The organism is Paenibacillus sp. A3 (assembly GCF_001399685.1).
Classification (GTDB): Bacteria; Bacillota; Bacilli; order Paenibacillales; family NBRC-103111; genus Paenibacillus_G.
Genome location: NZ_JTHN01000205.1, coordinates 1 through 2,649, shown reverse-complemented (window position 1 = coordinate 2,649; position 2,649 = coordinate 1). Strand labels below are relative to the sequence as shown.

General features: G+C 39.6%; 3 protein-coding genes. All 3 read left to right on the top strand.

Features of this window, described 5'->3' with window-relative positions; all coding sequences use genetic code 11:
• Window positions 1–389 precede the first annotated feature (389 nt).
• On the top strand, window positions 390–1,055 hold the full coding sequence (locus QJ48_RS38370; RefSeq protein WP_237763083.1) for a hypothetical protein: 666 nt from the start codon (window positions 390–392) through the stop codon (window positions 1,053–1,055).
• Between the two features lie 14 nt (window positions 1,056–1,069).
• The gene (locus tag QJ48_RS27965; RefSeq protein ID WP_054976666.1) at window positions 1,070–1,363 is read left to right on the top strand and encodes a hypothetical protein; all 294 of its coding nucleotides are present in this window, start codon (window positions 1,070–1,072) and stop codon (window positions 1,361–1,363) included.
• Window positions 1,364–1,638: 275 nt separating this feature from the next.
• Window positions 1,639–2,649 (top strand): carbohydrate binding domain-containing protein (locus QJ48_RS27960; protein ID WP_157261775.1); only part of this gene is annotated, 1,011 nt, incomplete at its 3' end.

Genomic DNA, 2,649 nt, shown 5'->3' with positions numbered 1-2,649 from the left:
GATTGTGGTACGGAGAAGAAAACGCTAAATAACAACGAATTTGATGGGAAAGATGCTATAAGCATAATGGACACGTATCGTCAGATAAAAAAGAAAAATTTTTTAATTGCTTAAGCGGCGGAGGATCGGGCAATGTATCAAAGAGCTTCATGGAATCGCTGAAATTTATGTTTTCAAAGGGTTAATCGAGATGGCAGTAGGGAGATGAGGCAGCATAAGCTAGTCAACGTTGTCAAAAATCTGATACCTTACATAATTCCAAAAATATATACAAAACAAGTAGGACGATATTGGGCGGCAATTGGAAAACAGTTGTTGCCCTTTTACTTGGGATGAGCCGCTTTATCAACTAGGATACGTATGAAGGGGATATTAGCAATCCGCTGAGTTTGAATCTTTATACGTATGTCAAGAATAATCCTTTAAGGTTTACAGATCCGAGTGGTCATTGTATTCCCGGCGAAGATGGATGTGGATATGAGAATGATTTAGGATCCTTCGAAAGAAGCGGATACACCTATACAAAACCTCTTAGAGAGATGACAGTATCTGAATTAGGTTCACTTGCGTTGAGCAATAATGTACACCCAGACGATAGATATAAAATTGCTTTATACGCTTTTTCCATGATACTTGCACCAGACAAAGGGGGGGCATCGACTGCTAGAGAAGCAGCAAAAAATGTAGCTGAGACTTCAAAGGTTGTAAAACAAGCTGCCAAAGAAACTACAGAATTAGTTCCTTTATTTCGTGCTGTTAGCCCAGCCGAATTCGACGATATAATGAAAACAGGAGCATTTAGACCTGACCCATTAGGAAGAGGTTATGACGGAAAACAATTCTCAAGGTCGTTTGATGAGTTGTTGAACTTAACAGATCATTTTAAAGATACAGCCGCAATTGTAAAAGTAAATGTTCCTAAAGAGTTATTAAATCATCTTGATCTTACACCAGTAGATAAGCATATACTGAAAAGTGGTTCAGTAACTGTCCAGCCTGAAATGCTTGATTTGTTCAACAATTCTATTGTAGGATCAATAACTCATGAGTTCTAAAGGAGGACTTGTAAATGCTAGTGGCAATTGCAGAAATCATTCTATTAGAAGAAGCTGATGGAGGCATGAAACGAGACGGACGCTCAGGAATGAGTCCTTCATTTGCTGTAGAAGATGATCTGATAATGTGTGAAATTCTAGCTGATGATAATGACCAAATATTCCAAAGGGGTAAAGAGTATTTGGTTACTATTCGTTTACCTTATGGAGAAATTTATTCGGAAATTATAGTGCCCAGCTATAAGTTTAAACTAAATTATGGTGGTAGGGTAGTAGGAAAGGGTAAGGTCATAAGTATCGTTGAATAACCTAACCAAAATTCTAAGAACCACAATTCGACTAACCCTCGGACTATAGAGGAATTTTCTTTTAAATTATAGCGGTACCGGAAAGTATTGTATATGGTTGTTTAAGAAAGACTTTTGAACGCCTGCCTTTTTCATACACTGAAGTGAAAACGTTACTATTAGTATTTGCATTGTAATCCTTTTCTTCTATATACAGATATCGCCTGACGAAGGTATAATTTAGCAGGGAAAATCTGCATGTATTAAATATCAAAAGTTTCTATGGGGAGGTAGTTATGCTAAAAAGAATGGTTTCGATTCTCCTATGTTTCATATTCATGATCGCTTATGCTTCATCAATACGGGCAGCTAATGGAGAAACAAAATATCTGTATAATCATAAAGGTCAGTTGGTGGAGGCTACCAATTCGTACGGAACCATCTATTACGATTATGATTTAAATGGGGGCTTAATAAGAAAAAATCTAACAGATAACATGCTTACAAATGCCAGTTTTGAGGTAAATACGGGAACAAGCGGACTAGCTGATGGCTGGCAAGGTAACAAAGACCAAGGAATAACTGGCGAGTATGAAGTTGTAGCTCATCATGCGTCTTCTGGTCAACGTGCGCAGAAGATTACGGGTTCGGGTCTGGGGCTACATAATCAAATAAATGTCTTCCAAGACGTGAAGATAGAGCCGGGAAAGACGTATACGGCAAGCAGTCGTATTTTTGTAGAGAGCTTGACGAATGCAAAAGTAAATCTGACCGTAGATTATCTTGATGAACAATATCGATTTACAGGAACTCATTTTGAGACTTCCCAGAATACAACCACGGGCGGTGGATTCTTTACCCTTTCCGTTACGGGTCAAGCTCCTGCAAATGCAGTATACGCACGCGTATGGCTCGTGTTGATGGGAACGGACAATAACGGCTCGGGTACGGTCTATTTTGATCAGACAAGCCTGCGCTATGATCCTGATGGCAATATGCTTGCAAATGCCAATTTTGAACTAAAGACAGGGACAAGCGGCTTCGCTGATGGCTGGCACGGCAACAAGGACCAAGGAATAACTGGCGAGTACGAAGTTGTAGCACATCATGCGTCTTCCGGTCAACATGCGCAGAAGATTACGGGTTCCGGTCTGGGACTGCATAACCAAATAAATGTATTCCAAGATACGAAGATAGAGCCGGGAAAGACATATACGGCAAGCAGTCGTATTTTCGTAGAGAGTCTGGCAAATGCAAAAGTAAATCTGACCGTAGATTATCTTGATGCACAATATCGATTTACAGGA

What these genes read in the sequence shown, in the direction of transcription:
- QJ48_RS27965 (WP_054976666.1), top strand. Translation starts at nt 1,070, where the DNA reads ATGCTAGTGGCAATTGCAGAAATCATTCTATTAGAAGAAGCTGATGGA.